The sequence below is a fragment of the Pseudomonas sp. GW821-FHT04D07 genome (genome assembly GCF_059420225.1).
The window spans coordinates 6,033-22,972 of record NZ_JBWKTH010000051.1 but is presented as its reverse complement, the minus strand read 5'-3'; the positions used below and the strand labels follow the sequence as shown (position 1 = coordinate 22,972).

Below are 16,940 nucleotides of genomic sequence, written 5' to 3'. Positions count from 1 at the left end.
CGGCTCCTACAGGTGGGACAGTGTTTCTTCAGACCTTTCTGACGAACTCGGACTTGAGCTTCATCGGGCCGATGCCGGCGATGAGGCCCTTGAGCCATGCGGCGACCTTGCGGACGCCATCGCCGGCAAGCCGGCTCCTACACCGGTCCGCGCTGACCATCGTTGCGACGCCAAAGTCAACACAGCCTCTACACCCCGCCTTCCTTGATCTCAGACAAATCCCCCTACAAAAAATCCAGCCATTGGCCAATAGACACTTGCTATTCTTTGAATAAGAATTATTCTCATTGAAACCCATCAAGGAGATGAGAGCATGACTTATTTGATCGATGCCTGGCTGGACCGCCCACACCCTTACCTGCGCATCCTGCATCGGGAAACGGGGGAAGTCTGTGCGGTACTGGAAGAAGAAGCCTTGAACGAGCTGCAGGACCAGGGCGACCTGGACGTCAGTGGTTTGAGTTCCAGCGAACCGCTGGTGCTCAAGGAACTGGTGCGTAACCTGTTTCTGTTCTGCTATGCCCGGGCGTTGCGTCCGAGTGGGGAACTGGATGCCAGGATCCGCTTATGACGCGGCTGTCCCGGCTGCTCACCGCTTTTTGTAGGAACCTGGCTTGCCCGCGAAGAGGTCCTCAAGACCGCTAAAGCTTCGCGGGCCAGCCCTGCCCCTACAAGTACAGCGGCGACCAGAGTCGCGCGGTACTTACAGTACGTCGAGCAGCTCGACGTCGAACACCAGTACGCTGTGCGGCGGAATGCTGCCGACGCCCTGGGCGCCGTAAGCCAGTTCGCTCGGCACGTACAGACGCCATTTGCTACCGGCATTCATCAGTTGCAGCGCCTCGGTCCAGCCGGCGATCACGCCGCCGACCGGGAATTCGGCTGGCTGGCCGCGCTCGTAGGAGCTGTCGAACACAGTGCCGTCGATCAGGGTGCCGTGGTAGTGGGTACGCACGCTGTCTTCACGGGACGGCTTGGCGCCCTCGCCCTGGGTCAGCACTTCGAACTGCAGGCCGGAAGCCAGAGTGGTGATCCCTTCGCGCTTGGCGTTTTCCGCCAGGAACTCCAGACCGGCACCCGCCGCGGCTTCAGCCTTGGCAGCGGCTTCGGCCTGCATGACTTCGCGGATCACCTTGAAGCTGGCGGACAACTCTTCCTGGCCCACGCGGCTTGGCTTGCCGTGAAAGGCGTCGGTCAGGCCGGCCAGGATCGCGTCGAGATTCACGCCAGGTGGCGGGTTGTCACGCAGTTGGTCACCCAACTGACGGCCAATACCGTAGCTGACGCGGGTTTCGTCGGTGGACAGATTTACTTCGGACATAACACTGCTCCGCTGTGGGCTGCGGCGGGAAACACCTGTCGAACAGGGTATTGTCCCACGCACCCGGAACCAAAAAGGGCCAGCAGACTAGCACACAAGCACAGCGGGGTCAGTGCTTGGTCAGCTTGTCCAGGTAGCCCATCGCAAAGGCCGACACGACAAAAGTCATGTGGATGATCACATACCATTGCAGGTGTACCGGATCGACGTTCTTGGCGTCCATGAACACCCGCAGCAGGTGAATCGAGGAGATCGCCACGATCGACGCCGCTACCTTCATCTTCAACGAGGTGGAGTCCATTTTGCCCAGCCAGCTGAGCTTCTCCTTGCCGTCATCAATGTCCATCTGCGACACGAAGTTCTCGTAGCCGGAAATCATCACCATCACCAGCAAGCCCCCCACCAGCGCCATATCGATCAGCGACAGCAGCACCAGGATCAGGTCGGACTCGGCCATGGCAAAGACGTTGGGGATAACGTGAAACACTTCCTGGAAGAATTTCAGCGCCAGGGCCAGCAGCCCCAGGGACAGGCCGAGGTAAATCGGCGCCAGCAACCAGCGCGAGGCATACATCGTATTTTCGATAAAACGTTCCATGGATCTCATACCAACTGAAAATGGCCGCGAGTATATCAGCGCGAAAACCCAAGGGAAAAAGCCCTCCACAGGCGCTCGTTCAACATCGGGACAGCTGCGCCGCGGCGATTTTCTGCTAGTGTCGGCATCAACGACATCGCGTGTGCACTGTGTACAGGAAAACTGAACAATGGATTTGCGACTTCCCCTGGGTTGCCTCGGGCTCTCGGTGGCTCTGCTGGTGAGCGGCTGTTCCCCCAAAGACAAGCAACACCCCACCAGCCTCGAGGAAAGAACCGCGCAGTTCGAGAAGACCCTCGACACCCTCCAGGACCCCAAGCTCAAGGATGCCGTGGCCGACCTCGGCGGCTCCCTGCTGTTGCTCGAACGGGCTCGCCTGCGCCTGCGGGACAAGCCCATCGAAACCGAATACAGCGACGATGCCCTGGCGTTGCTCAAGCATTACCCCAGCCCGCAGGCCCTGGCCGACACCTATATCAACGGCCTCTTCGTGCTGCGCAAAAGCGCCAGTTCCGACTACCTGACCGACCTGCAGCCGATCTTCCCGTTCAGCTTCAACTACCCCACCGAATTCCCGTTTCCCCATGCCCTGGAATGGCAGTCGGTGACCCTGAGCAACAAACAGGTGATCCCATTCCAGCCTGAATGGTCGGAGACCGATCCCGGTATCCAACTGAGCCCTTCCAGCTCCAACACGACCAACCCCGACGACCTGACGATTACTTACCCGTACGTCGAAGGCATGGAAGTCGATCCGAAAAAGCAGCCGCAACCCCTGACCCTGCACGGCAAGGTCGAAGTGATCGCCCCGCGCAAGGTGGTGACCTTCAACCTGAGCCGCCAGGACGTCGGCAAGCTGCAAAGCAGCGACAACGTCAGCCTGACCCTGCTGTCGCTGGACAAGAACAACGCCGAAATCGAACTGAACAGCACTGCCGCGCAAGCGCCCCAGGTCGGTGACACACCGCTCAACCCCCTGATCGTCCAGGCCATGGACGGCACCGGGCAATTTCTCTCGCGCGCCGGTGCCATCAACGAAAATGCCGCGCAGATCGCCTTCTACCAGCAGCAACTGGACGAAATGCTCAAACAGCAGAGCTGGAGCGACGCATTCGGGAAAAAACTCGACGACGAGCAAAAAGCCTTCGAAGCAAAGCAGACCAGCCACTACACCCGGGTCTACTTCAACGGCATGATCGACAAGCTGGAAATCAGCGTGATGGATTTTTCCGGTGCCACGGTCAACCGCAAGGAGCTCGACCTGCCGGTACGCCAGTTCGACAACACCACCAGCAAGGATGTCCAGCCGCTGCCGATGCCGGTGGTGGTCTATGACGACCAGGCGGCGAGCTATCTCAAGGGCGCCAACCTGGATGCCGAGAAACTGAAAAAAAGCGTGGTCATCAGCCAGTCGGTGGACGACGCCAGCGCGGCGAATATCGAGTTCGACCACCCCAAGACCTTCAACGACGAACTGCTCGGCTCACCCAGCGCCCCCAGCGACAGCCCGGTGACCTTCTTCACCGAAGACGAACAAGGCAAGCGTGGCGAGCCCCTGGAACTGCCCCCCGAGGCCTTCGAAGTCAACCCGCTGGATGGCACCATCACCTACGACCTGAACCTGTTCCCGGAAACGCCGGCGTATGCCGTCGGCTCAATGCCATTGTTCCTGGCCGATATCCAGAAAGACACCCTCGACGCCCATCAGTTGCCCGCGGGCCTGGAGCTCAAGGGCAACGCACTGGTCGTCGACCAGAAGCGCTTCCCGGCCGATGCCTGGCGCTTCTACGCCAAGGACGACAGCGGCAATTACCTCAAGGAAATCCTCGCCACCAGCCATAGCGACAAGACCGACTCGCCGCCGGTCTACGACGTGCACTACTTCTACGGGCAGCCGACCCAACTGGAAAGTTACCAGCGCACGGCCTTGAACACCGTCGAGTACGGTTTCGAGGTCAAGCTCGACAAGGCCCAGGGTTCAGGTCCTGCCGAGTGACGATCCCCGGGTCGCGGCCTAGTGTTCCAGGCCCCGACCTCGCGAACCGTTGATTTCCCGTAGCTGGGCCTGCAAATGCAGGCACCAGATCTGCGGATCCTCGGCCAATTGATAGCCATGCAGGGTCAGGCTTTCGACAATCGACTCAAGGATGGATTCGGCCACGACCGGGCCATGGAACGGACCCTGGGCCTTGATGGCCGAGGGTTGTTCACCGGCCATTCCGGCGGCGAACAGGAGGGTCCACATTCCGGTATCGCCAGCGAGCGGGCGAATACTGCATTCGATACGGGTCACAAGACCCAGGCATTGACGGGTGAGACAAAGGTTGCGCGGCATGGCGGCGACCCTCGGTAAATCCTGTCTTCAGCCTCCGGGGGGAGGTTGCATCAGTCCAGTGACTGCAGTGGAGGTCCTTGCCCAGAGAATAGAATAAAACCACGGGCAGCAAGCATTTGCAGGACCAACGGGCGCCAAGTTGGCATGCGCCAAAGCCTTGACTCCCGTTCCCCTTATATCCTCAGGACGCCTTGACCTCCGCCAGCGCCTGCTCGGCCGCCTCCTTTTCCGCTTCCTTGAGGTCATCCTCGCTGATCATCTCGGCGATCACCCGCAGGCGCTCGACTACCCGCGCATTGACGCTACCTTCCGGGAACTGGCCATCGGCATCCGGCTCACCGGCCGGCTCGCCCACCAGCAAGCTCAGCGCCTCATCGGCCTGGCGCACCGCATACACGTGGAACTGCCCGGCGCGCACCGCCTGCAAGACCCGCTCATCGAGCATCAGGGTGGCGACGTTCGCCTGGGGAATGATCGCTCCCTGTTCGCCGGTCAGGCCACGAGCCTCACAGAGCCGGAAGAAGCCCTCGATCTTCTCGTTGACCCCGCCCACCGCCTGCACTTCACCGAACTGATTGATCGAACCGGTGATCGCGAAGCACTGCTTGAGCGGGGTTTTCGACAGCGCCGAAATCAGCGTGCAGGCCTCGCCCAGGGACGCGCTGTCACCATCGACATAACCGTAGGACTGCTCCAGGGCGATACTCGCGGAAATCGCCAGTGGGAATTCCTGGGCATAACGGCTGCCCAGGTAACCGGTGAGGATCATCACGCCCTTGGAGTGGATCGGCTGGCCGAGGTTGACCTCGCGCTCGATATCGACGATCCCGCTGCCGCCCGGATACACCGTGGCGGAAATCCGCGCCGGTACGCCGAAAGCCGAATCGCCGACCTCCAGCACCGTCAGCCCGTTGCACTTGCCCACGGCCGCGCCGGCGGTGTCGATCAGGATGATCCCCGCCAGCATGTCGTCGAGAATCCGCGCCGAGACCCGCCCGGTACGGGTGGCCTTGGCCTTGAGCGCCCGTTCGATGTGGCCGGCGTCGGTCATGTTGTCATTGGCCAGGTGGCGAATGAAATCCGCCTCGCTGACCAACTGGAACAGATCGCCGATCCGCGCCGACAGACGCCCCTGGTGCTCAGCCAGGCGGGCGCTGTAGGTCGCCAGGCGCGCCACCGCATCGGCGGTCAGCGGCGCCATGCCCTCTTCCGAGGTACGGGTCTTGAGCAACTGAGCGAACTGCTCCAGGCTCTCGTCGACCATGGGAATGTCTTCGTCGAAGTCCACCAGCACGCGGAACATCTCCTGGAAGTCCGGGTCCAGGTCCTGCAGCGTGTAGTACAACTGGCGGGCACCGATGATGATGACCTTGACCTGCAACGGAATCATTTGCGGCGTCAGGGTCACGGTGGCCAGACGCCCCAGCTCACCGAGCGGCGACTCCATCTTCAGCTTGCGCGATTGCAGGGCACGCTTGAGCGCATCCCAGACAAAGGGTTCGCTGAGCATTTTCTCGGCTTCGAGAATCAGGAAGCCGCCGTTGGCCCGATGCAAGGCACCGGGACGCAACTGCCGATAGGTGGTGTAGAGCGCCCCCTGGTCAGTGCTGTATTCGATGCGGCCGAACAGATTGTCGTAGGTCGGGTGCGGTTCGAAGACCACCGGCGCACCGCCGTTGAGCGGCTGACCGACCACCAGGCTCGGGGCGTACTGCTCTTCCAGCAGCTTGCGGGCCACGGCGTCGGTCTTGCTGTCGTCGACCAACTGCTCAACCACGGTTTTCAGCAGGTAGACCTGCATGGCTTGCAGGTAACCGCAAACCGCCGCGTTCTCCGCGTACTTTTCCGACAACGGCGCCAGCAAGGGTTGCAGGGCCAGAGTGATGGTTTCTTCGTTCAACTGGCGCAGCTGATTGCTCGATTCGCGCTTCCATTGCGGCAGGCTGGCGAGTTCCTCGTTGAGGCGCTCCTCAAGGTCGGCGATATCGGTGTGGAAACGTTCACGCTCGGCTTCCGGCAACTGGGCGAACTCCGCCTCATCCAGGGCCTTGCCTTCGCTCATCGGGGTAAAGGCGATATTGCTGCTGTCGCGATACAGCGCGACTTCCTTCTCCAGTGCCAGGCGCTCGATCACATCCAGGGCGCGGTCGTAACGCTGGTTGAAGGCGCGGTCGATGGCGCTCTTCTTTTGCTGGTAGGACGGGTGCTCGAACACCGCAGGAAAGGTGGCCAACAGGTTGTCGATCAAGCCGTTGATATCGGCGATGAAAGCACCCGCCTTGCCCGACGGCAACTCCAACGCCCGTGGCTCGCGAGGCTCGTCGAAATTATTGACATACACCCAGTCAGACGGCGTCTGTAGGCGTTTTCCTTCGGCTTTCAGGTAGCGTTTGACGAACGAAAAACGCCCGGTGCCGGGCTCGCCCATGACAAACACGTTGTAACCGGGGCGTGGCATCGCCACGCCGAACTGCAAGGCTTCAACCGCACGTTCCTGGCCAAGCACACCGCGAAAAGGCTCCAGATCATTGGTGGTAGAGAAGCTGAACTGTTCAGCGGAAAAAGGACGGGTCAGCGCTTCGGGCGCTAGTCGCAAGCTGGCAGCAACAGAATCAGGCATCGGGCTTCCTTACATCAGGCGGGGCAGATGAAAGCATTCTGGCGCTCGCCATGCCTGACTGGCAAGGCGAGCGATGGCGGAATCGCTACAGCGTGGCAAAAGTCCTCAGACAGGGACTACAAACCGCCACCCTCATTCACCGGAGTAAAAATCAATGGAACCCTTGGAACCTGCCTAAACTCCAACGTGCGAGGCGGGACCGATAACCCGTCTACTGGCCCTGAACCAGGCCAGATCCCCTTGTCATTGGCACGCACATAAAGAGAACAAAGCTATGAAACGGATTCTTCTGGGTACTCTCTTCACGGTTGTCTCCCTCAATGCCATGGCCGAGTCGCCAGGCGGGCCGGATTGCGGCTGGGGTAACATGCTGTTCAAGGGCCAGCGCGGCACCCCGGCGCATGTCCTGGCGTCCACCACCAACGGCACTTCCGGCAACGCCACCTTCGGCATGACCTCCGGCACCAACGGCTGCTCCACCCGCGACTCACTGACCTATGGTGGCCGCTCCTGGATCGCCATGAACGGCATGATGAACGAACTCTCCGAAGACATGGCCAAGGGCCAGGGCGAAGCCCTGACCACCTACGCCGTGGTCCTCGGCGTGGCCCCGGAAGACCGGGAGCATTTCGCCGCGGTCACCCACGAGCACTTCCAGCAGATCTTCAGCAAGGCTGACGTGACCGCCGACGACGTGCACAGCAATACCCTCGCGGTCCTGAAAAGCGATCCGCGCCTGGCCAAATACGCCACCCAGGCTTGAGTCCGACCTGCCCGCCCCCTCCGGGGCGGGCTTTGCAGGCTGCCCTCTTTCGTCTGACAACAGTTGCCCACCATGCTCAAACGCCTTGCCTACCTGGCACTCTGTGCTTGCGCCCCGCTGTACGCCGCACCGCACCTCGACACCCAGCGTTTGCAGCAGTTGGCCCACGAGCCGTTGTGGATTTCCCTGGGCCATTACGAGACAGCCAAGCTCGGCGGCTGGCGCAGTTATGTCAGCGACAAAAAATATTTCCTCGCGGCCGACGGTGCCCATCATCCGGACGCGGAACTGCAAGCCACCCTCACGGCCCTCTACGCCCCGGCCAGCCTCGGCAACCAGCATGCCCAGTGCGTCTATCCGGCCCGTACGCGCTGGCTCAAGGCGCAGCTGCAACTGACTGACCTGCCGGCGCCGGATTGCGTGGAGTTCAAGCAGTGGTTCAAGGACGTCGCGCCCCACAGCACGGTGATGATTTTCCCGGCGGCCTACCTGAACAGCCCGTCGTCGATGTTCGGCCATACCTTGCTGCGCATCGACCAAGCCGACGTACAACGCAACCAGACCGCCCTGCTCAGCTACGCGATCAATTTCGGCGCCTATATCGAAGGCTCCGACAACAGCATTCTTTATGCCTGGAAAGGCCTGATGGGCGGTTATCCGGGTCTGTTCGCCATGGTGCCCTACCAGGAAAAGCTGTCCGAATACCGCAGCCTGGAGAACCGCGACCTGTGGGAATACCGGCTGAACCTGACACCCGAAGAGACCCAGCGCATGGTCGAGCATGTCTGGGAGTTGAAGCAGATCCAGTTCGACTACTTCTTCTTCGATGAAAACTGCTCCTACCGCCTGCTGGAACTGTTGCAGGTGGCGCGTCCGAGCTTGCACCTGACCGCACAGTTCCCGCTGACCGCGATTCCCACCGATACCGTCAAAGCGGTCAAGGACGCCGGATTGGTGGAAAGGATCGATTATCGGCCGTCCCGCGAGCGCGAACTGCTGGAGCGGGCCAAACCACTGAATCCAGAGGAACAGCAATGGGTACTGAAAGTCAGTGCCGATGCCCAGCAACTGCAATCGACCGGTTTCAAGCAATTGGCCAAGGCTCGCCAGGCACTGATCATCGACGCGGCCTATCGACTGGAGCGCTACCGGGCCAATGGTCAGGAGCGTGATCCGGCGCAGGCCCAACGCAGCTTCGAGCTGCTGCGGGCGATCAACCGGAACCCGCCGCCGGAGCTGCGGATCGAGCGTCCGGGCCTGCCGGAAAATGGCCATGAGTCACGCACCTGGCAGGCCGGAATCGGTACCCGGGGCAGCCGGACATTCGGCGAGTACGGCTTGCGCATGGCCTATCACGACCTCAACGACAACGCCGAGAGCTTTCCCTTAGGCGCGCAGATCGAGATCCTGCAGATGAAACTGCGCCAATACGAAGGCGATCACTGGCAGTTGCAGCAACTGGACCTGGCGACCATTCGCTCGCTGACGCCGCGTAATGCGCTGTTGCAGCCGTGGTCGTGGCAAGTCACCGGTGGCCTGGAGCGAGTCCCAGGGCGGCACGCCGACCAGCCCCTGGTCAGCCATGTGAACGGCGGCGCGGGCGGCACCTGGCAATTGGCCGACGATGTGTTGGGGTTTGCCCTGGGCACCGTGCGGGTCGAGCACAATGCCGACTTTGCGGCGCTGGTCTCGCCGGCGGCGGGGTTCGACAGCGGCCTGCTGTGGAAAAATCCGCTGGGCAACCTGAGCCTGGAGGCCAAGGGCGACTACTTCACCCATGGCGAAGTACGCCGCAGCCTGAGCCTCAACCAGCAATGGGAGCTGTCGCGCAACCTGGGGCTGCGGTTAAGCGCCCAACGCGAATTCAGCAAGCTGGCGGCGCCGGAGAACGAGGTGATGCTGGAAGTGAAGTGGTATCACTATTGAGACAGACAGGGCTATTCACACTGTAAGTTCAACTGCCCGGACTGCACGGCCGGCAGGCCGGACTTGCGCTCCAGCAATTCGGAGTGCAAACGCACGCAACGCTCGTAATCGCGCCTGGCCATATGGTCGATGGTGATATTGCCCATATCTTCCAGCGCCGTTCGCTCGCCGAAGCGGATATCCACCGCAGGCGCCTCGGGTTTCAGCTGAAACAGGCTGGGCAACTTCTCGTCAGGCACGCCAGACGTCTCCGCCCGAGTGGCAATAGGCAACTGCTCCGGCGTCACGCCATAACGGCCCAACAAGGAACTCTCGGGCAATGGCTCGCCCACGGCGACACAGGCGGACAAGGTCAGGCCGACACCCATACCATGGGTTTTGAAACAACTCATACACAACACTCGCTTTCTTTGACTGCACTCGCCCCGCGCGCCTGCGTGGGGCTGAAACACTCGACGCAGAGCATCCGGCGTCGTATTACCCTACAACGAAAAAGAACGATCGACGCCGAAAAAATCTACCACCCAGGCTCACAAACCGCTTATCGCGCCCACCTCACGCCTGCATCTACGAACGTCGAACTCCGCTCGGAAAGCCGATACGGTGCAGATCCAACCACCACAGGTCGCTTACGGATATACCGGCAAACCCAAACCCTGCGAGCATGGTCCGATACCCAAGAACGGGAGATTGCCATGAGCCGCGCCTTCGTCAACGAAGACAACGCCGCCGCCCAGGCCGAGCAGCCGGTGGAACGCCAGGTCAGTAGCCAGCCCAATTACGTCACCCCACGGGGCCTGGCGCAATTGCACACCCGTGTCGCGGCGCTGCAAGCCGAATACGGCCAGCAAAGCGCCCTGGGCGAGGCGGCCGACAAACAGCGCCAGGCCGATATCGAGCGCGACCTGCGCTACTTCAATCAACGCCTGTCCAGCGCCCAGCTCGCCGCGCCGGCGACCTCCAGCGAGGTGGTGCAGATCGGCAGTCGCGTGACCTTCGCCAACGAACAGGATGAAGAACAACAGGTACAGTTGGTCGGCGAGGACGAGGCGGATGCCCCTCGCGGTTTGATCAATTGGGGCTCGCCCCTGGGTCGGGCGCTGCTGGGCGCGCGCCTGGGCGATGAAGTGCTGTGGAAACGACCGGCCGGTGATCAGTCGATCGAGATTGTGCGGATCGAACCGGCCGACACTCAGTGAGCGTCAACCTTGAGGACACCGCCCCCCTGTAGGAGCAAGCTTGCTCGCGATGGTCGTTAACGATAACACGGGGCACCTGTTGCCCCGTGGCGTCTTCAAGTCCATCGCGAGCAAGCTCGCTCCTACACCGATCAGGCCAGTTTCTTGTGCCGTACCCGGTGCGGCTGGGCCGCGGCATCGCCGAGGCGCTTCTTGCGATCGGCTTCGTACTCGCTGTAGTTGCCTTCGAAGAACACCGCTTGCGAATCGTCTTCATACGCCAGGATGTGCGTCGCCACCCGGTCCAGGAACCACCGATCGTGGGAGATCACAATCGCCGCGCCCGGGAAGTCCAGCAGGGCCTCTTCCAGGGAACGCAGGGTTTCCACGTCGAGGTCGTTGGACGGTTCGTCGAGCAGCAGGACGTTGCCGCCCTCTTTCAGGGTCAACGCCAGGTGCAAGCGACCGCGCTCACCACCGGACAGGTCCTTGACGAACTTCTGCTGGTCGCCGCCCTTGAAGTTGAAACGGCCGACATAGGTACGCGACGGGATTTCATAGTTGCCGATACGGATCTGGTCGGAACCGTCGGAAATCTGCTGGAACACCGTCTTGCTGCCGTCGAGGTCGTCGCGGCTCTGGTCGACACAAGCCAACTGCACGGTTTCACCGACTTCGATGCTGCCCGAGTCAGGGGTTTCCTTGCCCATCAGCATGCGGAACAGGGTCGACTTACCGGCACCGTTACCACCGATCACGCCGACAATCGCGCCCTTGGGCATGCTGAACGACAGGTTGTCGATCAGTACGCGGTCGCCATAACCCTTGCTGACGTTCTTGAACTCGATGACCTTGTCGCCCAGACGCGGACCGGCCGGGATGTAGATCTCGTTGGTCTCGCTACGCTTCTGGAATTCCTGCGACTGCATTTCTTCGAAACGCTGCAGGCGGGCCTTGGATTTCGACTGGCGGGCCTTGGCGCCTTTGCGCACCCACTCCAGTTCTTCCTTCATGGCCTTTTCATGAGCCGACTGCTGCTTGGATTCAGCAGCCAGACGGTCGGACTTGGCTTCCAGCCAACCCGAGTAGTTGCCTTCGTACGGGATACCGGCACCGCGGTCGAGTTCGAGAATCCAGCCGGCGACGTTGTCCAGGAAGTAACGGTCGTGGGTAATCGCTACCACGGTGCCCGGGAAATCGTGCAGGAAGTGCTCCAGCCAGGCCACGGAATCGGCATCCAGGTGGTTGGTCGGTTCGTCGAGCAGCAGCATGTCCGGGGCCGACAGCAACAGGCGGCACAAGGCCACGCGGCGCTTTTCACCACCCGACAGGTGTTCGACCTTGGCCTCCCAGGCCGGCAGGCGCAGCGCATCGGCGGCGACTTCCAACTGGCGCTCCAGGTTATGGCCGTCGCTGGCCTGCAGGATCGCCTCGAGCTTGGCCTGTTCGGCGGCCAGCTTGTCGAAATCGGCGTCCGGGTCGGCGTAGGCCGCGTAGACTTCATCCAGGCGCGCCTGGGCGTTCTTGATCACGCTGACCGCTTCCTCGACCACTTCACGCACGGTCTTGGTCGGATCGAGTTGCGGTTCCTGGGGCAGATAACCGATATTCAGCTCGGGCATCGGCCGGGCTTCGCCGTCGAACTCGGTGTCGACACCCGCCATGATTTTCAGCAAAGTGGATTTACCCGAACCGTTCAAGCCGAGCACGCCGATCTTGGCGCCCGGGAAAAACGACAGGGAGATGTTTTTCAGGATTTCCCGCTTCGGCGGAACAACTTTGCTCAGCCGATGCATGGTAAAGACGTATTGAGCCATGGAGAACCTAGCGTCAGTGACGGATGAATAAAGGCGCGAGCGGTACCCGCAGTGAACAGGCCCCGTGTGCCAGCCAAGAGGTCAATCCATGGCCGCACCGGTCGATACCCTTGAATAGGGCGCGTGAATTGCTGGCGCGTAACCGGTAAAACTACCTGAATGCGGCAGACAGGGCAAACCGCTCGGTCGATCAGGACTGGCACTTTGCCACAACTCAAGGCATGCTAGCCGCCCTTCGGGCGTCCGGCTTATAGTGCATGTCGCGCCAATCCAGCCCAACCGCAGGATCACAGTTTGACCAAAGCCAATCCGCCATCGTCCGCGCGTGCAGCCGTCCTTGCGTCGGCTCCGCCTCTGCGTGGGACACTCAAAGGCATACTGGCCACGCTGGTGCTGTTCCTGCTCGCCCTGCTGTTTTGGCAACTGATCGATCAATTCCAGCAAAGCCGCCAGTTGCAACGCCAGAACAGCATCGATTCGAGCGCCGACATGGCCGAACGGGTCAGCCTGAACATGTCGCTCAATGCGCAGATCGCCCTCAACCTACTACCGATCTTCGACAAACCCAACAACCGCGAAGAACTGCAGGCCTTGCTCGACCGGGTGCGCGTGTCGATGCCGGACCTGCAAAGCATCGCCCTGTTCGACAGCAAGGGCACCCTGATCGGCGACAGCGCCAGCGACAGCCAGGATACCGCCTTCCTCGCCGAACAGGTCAGACACAGCAACCGCAAACAGACCTACTACTTCACCAATGACGATCACGGCTCGGCGGTGCACCTGCTGTTGCAGCAGGCCAGCGGCGAGAGCAACGGCTACTGGGTCCTGCGCCTGTCGCCGCGGCTGTTCCAGGACCTTACCCGCCAGGGCAACCAGGAGCCGGGCGCGAGCTGGCTGATCGAAAACCGCAACAATCACCTGGTGATCAGCCGGGACGATGACATCGCCCCCACGCCCATGCCGCTGAACGCCGACGAAGCAGCCAACAGCGTGCTGGTCTCCCCCTTGTCCAACAGCGACTGGCAACTGCGCGGCCTGTTCGACCCGCGCAAGGTGGTCGAGGACCTGCTCCCGGCCCTGATCGGCAAGTGCCTGCTGGGGCTGGGATTGTCGCTGCTGCCGGTGCTGGCGCTGTTCAACATGCGCCGGCGCCAGCACCAGGTCACGGAAGGACGCCGACGCTACCAGGATATTTTCGAAGGCACCGGTGTTGCCCTCTGCGTCCTCGACCTGTCCGGGCTGCCGGGCTTCCTCGAACAGCATCGCCTGCTGGACAACGAATCGCTCAAGCAGTGGATCGCCCACGACCCCGAACACCGTCGTTTGTTGTTGCAGGAGTTGCGAGTCACCGAGGTCAACCTGGTGGCCCTGCGCGTGCTCAATGTCGACTCCCGCGAAAGTGCCTGGGGCAGCCTGATCGAAGGCTCCCCGGGCAATGCCGCCGGGATCGGCTACCCGCTGGTCGAGGCACTGCTCAACCACCAGAACCAGCTGGAGCTGGAGATCAAGCTGACCGACGCCCGCGGCCAGGACCAACATCTGTGGCTGGTGCTGCGACTGCCGGAAGCCCCTTGCGACTATCAAGCGGTGATCCTGAGCATCACCGATATCACCAGCCGCAAACTCATCGAACTGTCGCTGCTGGAACGCGAGGGCTTCTGGTCCGACGTGGTGCGTACCGTGCCGGATCACCTGTATGTGCAGGATGTGATCAGCCAGCGGATGATCTTCAGCAACCACCACCTGGGCCAGACCCTGGGCTACAACAAGACCGAACTGCACCAGATGGGCGAGTACTTCTGGGAGATCCTGCTGCACCCCGAAGACGCCGAGCACTACCACCGCCTGCGCCAGCAGCAGCGCCATGCCGGCTACAGCCAGTTGCTCCAGTGCCAGTTGCGTTTCCGCCATCGCGACGAGCACTGGCGGCATTTCGAGGTCCGCGAGCAGGCCCTGGCCCGGGACAAGTACGACCAGGTCACGCGGATCATCGGCGTGGCCAAGGACGTCACCGACCAGATCGAGGCCAGCGAGTCCCTGCGCGACAGCGAGAAACGCTACCGGATGCTCGCCGAAAGCATCAGCGACGTGATTTTCTCCACCGACAGCCAGCTGAGCCTGAACTACGTCAGCCCATCGGTCCTGGCCGTGCTCGGCTACGAAGTCGACTGGGTGTTCCAGAATGGCTGGCAATCGACCATCGCCAACCCGCAGCAACTCAATGGCATCTACCTGTTGATGGAGCGGGTCAGCAAGGCGCTGAACAAGCCCGAGGCCCTGGCCGAGCTGCGCGAGCAGGTCCAGACCCAGTTGTTCCTGTTCGACTGCCTGAAGGCCGACGGGCGCAAGATCCCCATTGAGCTGCGCCTGGTATTGGTCTGGGATGAACACGGCGCCTTCGAGGGCATCCTCGGCGTCGGTCGCGACATCAGCCAGCAACGCCGCGCGGAAAAAGACCTGCGCATGGCGGCCACGGTTTTCGAGCACTCGACCTCGGCGATCCTGATCACCGACCCGGCCGGCTACATCGTCCAGGCCAACGAGGCGTTCAGCCGGGTCAGCGGTTACGCCGTGGCCGATGTGCTGGACCAGTTGCCCAACCTGCTGACCGTCGACGACCAGCAGGAAGCCCACCTGCGTTATGTGCTCAAGCAACTGGAGCAGCACAACACCTGGGAAGGTGAAGTCTGGCTCAAGCGGCGCAATGGCGAGCACTACCCGGCCTGGGTCGGCATCACCGCGGTGCTCGACGATGAAGGCGACCTGGCCAGCTATGTGTGTTTCTTCACCGACATCAGCGAGCGCAAGGCCAGTGAACAACGGATTCACCGTCTGGCCTACTACGACGCCCTGACCCACCTGCCCAACCGCACCCTGTTCCAGGACCGCCTGCACACCGCGCTGCAACAGGCCGAGCGACAGAAGTCCTGGGTGGTGCTGATGTTCCTCGACCTCGACCGTTTCAAGCCGATCAACGACTCCCTCGGTCACGCCGCCGGCGACCGCATGCTCAAGGAAATGGCCACCCGTCTGCTGGCCTGCGTGGCCGATGACGACACCGTGGCGCGCATGGGCGGCGATGAGTTCACCCTGCTGCTGCAACCGCGAGCCACCCGGGAAGTGGCCTTGAACCGGGCCATCAATGTGGCCGAGCAGATTCTCACCAGCCTGGTGACGCCGTTCGTGCTCGAAGGCCGCGAGTTCTTCGTCACCGCCAGTATCGGTATCGCCCTGAGCCCGCAAGATGGCAGCGAGCTCAGCCAGTTGATGAAAAACGCCGACACCGCGATGTACCACGCCAAGGAACGCGGCAAGAACAACTTCCAGTTCTACCAGGCCGACATGAACGCCAGCGCCCTGGAGCGCCTGGAGCTGGAAAGCGACCTGCGCCATGCCCTGGAGCAGAACGAATTCGTGCTGTATTACCAACCGCAGTTCAGCGGCGATGGTAAACGCCTGACCGGCGCTGAGGCCCTGCTGCGCTGGCGCCATCCACGCCGTGGGCTGGTGCCGCCGGGGGATTTCATTCCGGTACTGGAAGAACTCGGGTTGGTGGTGGATGTCGGCGACTGGGTGCTGGCCGAAGCCTGTCGCCAGCTCAAGGCCTGGCACCTGGCCAAGGTGCGGGTACCGAAGGTCTCGGTGAATATCTCGGCGCGGCAGTTCTCCGACGGCCAGTTGGGCACGCGGATCGCCAATATTCTCAAGGAGACCGGTGTGTCGCCGGCCTGCCTGGAGCTGGAACTGACCGAAAGTATCCTGATGCGCGAGGTCAGCGAGGCCATGCTGATCCTCGCCGGCCTGAAGAACCTCGGGCTGAGCATCGCCGTGGATGACTTCGGCACCGGCTACTCGTCGCTGAACTACCTCAAGCAGTTCCCCATCGACGTGCTGAAGATCGACCGCACTTTCGTCGACGGTCTGCCATCGGGCGAACAGGACGCGCAGATTGCCCGGGCGATCATCGCCATGGCTCACAGCCTGAACCTGGCGGTGATCGCCGAAGGCGTGGAAACCCACGAACAGCTCGATTTCCTGCGCGAACACGGTTGCGACGAAGTACAGGGCTACCTGTTCGGCCGACCGATGGCGCCCAATCGCTTTGAAGCGCAGTTCAGCAATGATGCGCTGTTCATGTTCGACTGATGTCCTGCGGCGCCTGGCCCGACGCCTTCGCGGGCAAGCTCCGCTCCCACAGTGACCGTGGTCGCCTGCAGTTCTCGTGTCTGGCATAAACCGTGTGGGAGCGGCCTCTTCGCACGCAAGCTCCGCGCCCACAGTGACTGTGGTCGCCTGCAGTTTTCGTGTCTGGCATAAACCGTGTGGGAGCGGCCTCTTCGCACGCAAGCTCCGCGCCCACAGTGACTGTGGTCGCCTGCAGT

At 61.8% G+C, this 16,940-nt stretch carries 13 protein-coding genes; 6 read left to right on the top strand and 7 right to left on the bottom strand.

Annotation, left to right across the window (positions count from 1 at the left end; translation table 11 throughout):
- Positions 1-28: 28 nt before the first annotated feature.
- A complete protein-coding gene (locus tag AC07T0_RS31310; RefSeq protein ID WP_495004805.1) occupies positions 29-160 on the bottom strand; it encodes a hypothetical protein in 132 nt (43 codons plus the stop codon).
- Positions 161-313: 153 nt separating this feature from the next.
- On the opposite strand from AC07T0_RS31310, the gene AC07T0_RS31305 reads away from it, so the two are divergent.
- Positions 314-571: a PA4570 family protein gene (locus AC07T0_RS31305; RefSeq protein WP_495004804.1), complete on the top strand. Its 258-nt coding sequence runs from the start codon at positions 314-316 to the stop codon at positions 569-571.
- Between the two features lie 132 nt (positions 572-703).
- Here AC07T0_RS31305 and bamJ read toward each other — a convergent pair whose 3' ends face one another.
- Both bamJ and AC07T0_RS31295 read right to left on the bottom strand, forming a co-directional pair.
- On the bottom strand, positions 704-1,321 hold the full coding sequence (gene bamJ / locus AC07T0_RS31300; RefSeq protein ID WP_495004803.1) for a BamJ family beta-barrel-assembly machinery protein: 618 nt from the start codon (positions 1,319-1,321) through the stop codon (positions 704-706).
- Between the two features lie 109 nt (positions 1,322-1,430).
- Positions 1,431-1,919 (bottom strand): TIGR00645 family protein, encoded by a 489-nt coding sequence (locus AC07T0_RS31295; RefSeq protein WP_495004802.1) that lies wholly within the window; start codon positions 1,917-1,919, stop codon positions 1,431-1,433.
- 169 nt (positions 1,920-2,088) lie between these two features.
- Between AC07T0_RS31295 and AC07T0_RS31290 the strand changes: the two genes are divergently transcribed.
- Positions 2,089-3,915 (top strand): hypothetical protein, encoded by a 1,827-nt coding sequence (locus tag AC07T0_RS31290; RefSeq protein ID WP_495004801.1) that lies wholly within the window; start codon positions 2,089-2,091, stop codon positions 3,913-3,915.
- A gap of 18 nt (positions 3,916-3,933) precedes the next feature.
- Here AC07T0_RS31290 and AC07T0_RS31285 read toward each other — a convergent pair whose 3' ends face one another.
- Complete coding sequence (locus AC07T0_RS31285; protein WP_495004800.1) at positions 3,934-4,254, bottom strand: PA4575 family protein; 321 nt, start codon at positions 4,252-4,254, stop codon at positions 3,934-3,936.
- 181 nt (positions 4,255-4,435) lie between these two features.
- Positions 4,436-6,874: a Lon protease family protein gene (locus AC07T0_RS31280; protein WP_495004799.1), complete on the bottom strand. Its 2,439-nt coding sequence runs from the start codon at positions 6,872-6,874 to the stop codon at positions 4,436-4,438.
- A gap of 274 nt (positions 6,875-7,148) precedes the next feature.
- Between AC07T0_RS31280 and AC07T0_RS31275 the strand changes: the two genes are divergently transcribed.
- On the top strand, positions 7,149-7,637 hold the full coding sequence (locus tag AC07T0_RS31275) for a DUF3015 domain-containing protein (RefSeq protein ID WP_495004798.1): 489 nt from the start codon (positions 7,149-7,151) through the stop codon (positions 7,635-7,637).
- Positions 7,638-7,709: 72 nt separating this feature from the next.
- Positions 7,710-9,563 (top strand): Lnb N-terminal periplasmic domain-containing protein, encoded by a 1,854-nt coding sequence (locus tag AC07T0_RS31270; RefSeq protein ID WP_495004797.1) that lies wholly within the window; start codon positions 7,710-7,712, stop codon positions 9,561-9,563.
- 11 nt (positions 9,564-9,574) lie between these two features.
- Here the strand turns inward: AC07T0_RS31270 and AC07T0_RS31265 are convergent, their stop codons facing one another.
- Positions 9,575-9,955: a hypothetical protein gene (locus AC07T0_RS31265; protein ID WP_495004796.1), complete on the bottom strand. Its 381-nt coding sequence runs from the start codon at positions 9,953-9,955 to the stop codon at positions 9,575-9,577.
- A gap of 303 nt (positions 9,956-10,258) precedes the next feature.
- Between AC07T0_RS31265 and AC07T0_RS31260 the strand changes: the two genes are divergently transcribed.
- A complete protein-coding gene (locus AC07T0_RS31260; protein WP_495004795.1) occupies positions 10,259-10,762 on the top strand; it encodes a GreA/GreB family elongation factor in 504 nt (167 codons plus the stop codon).
- 131 nt (positions 10,763-10,893) lie between these two features.
- On the opposite strand, the gene ettA is transcribed toward AC07T0_RS31260, so the two are convergent.
- Positions 10,894-12,558, bottom strand: coding sequence for an energy-dependent translational throttle protein EttA (ettA, locus tag AC07T0_RS31255; protein WP_495004794.1), 1,665 nt, complete (start codon positions 12,556-12,558; stop codon positions 10,894-10,896).
- A 294-nt stretch (positions 12,559-12,852) separates the two neighbouring features.
- On the opposite strand from ettA, the gene AC07T0_RS31250 reads away from it, so the two are divergent.
- Positions 12,853-16,704: a sensor domain-containing protein gene (locus AC07T0_RS31250; protein WP_495004793.1), complete on the top strand. Its 3,852-nt coding sequence runs from the start codon at positions 12,853-12,855 to the stop codon at positions 16,702-16,704.
- Positions 16,705-16,940 lie beyond the last annotated feature (236 nt).